The 352-nt window shown below is 58.2% G+C and carries 1 protein-coding gene; it reads right to left on the bottom strand.

Going from position 1 to position 352, the window contains the following annotated elements; translation table 11 throughout:
- Positions 1 to 22: 22 nt before the first annotated feature.
- A partial coding sequence (locus Q0932_RS20500; protein ID WP_299357128.1) for a glycine zipper domain-containing protein occupies positions 23 to 352 on the bottom strand: 330 nt, incomplete at its 5' end.

Raw genomic sequence — 352 nt, 5'->3', positions numbered from 1 at the left:
TTAACCGTTCCGGGTCATTCTATCAGCGACGATGCTTGCCACCATTTTTGCCGTGGCCATTGCCGTTGTTGTGATAACCGTGGCGGTCTTCAAAGTCATCTTTCTGTACTGCGCCAACTACGGCACCAACAGCTGCCCCAGTGGCCGCGCCTTGGGCTGCGTCGCCGCCTGTTGCTTCGGCGGCCACCGCACCAACAACCGCGCCTTTGGCGGCTTGCTTGGCAACATGGTTGCCGGCATTGGCGGGCACAGCCACCAGGCTCAATGCTGTGAGAGTTGCGACGAATGTTGCGAGAACTTTGTTTGTGCGTGTGTGTGTCATGGTTCCAACCTTTTCTGACGTGGCGTCCCG

The organism is uncultured Shimia sp., assembly GCF_947498095.1.
Classification (GTDB): Bacteria; Pseudomonadota; Alphaproteobacteria; order Rhodobacterales; family Rhodobacteraceae; genus Shimia.
The sequence above is the reverse complement of the archived record's forward strand: the minus strand, read 5'-3'. Positions and strand labels throughout refer to the sequence as shown.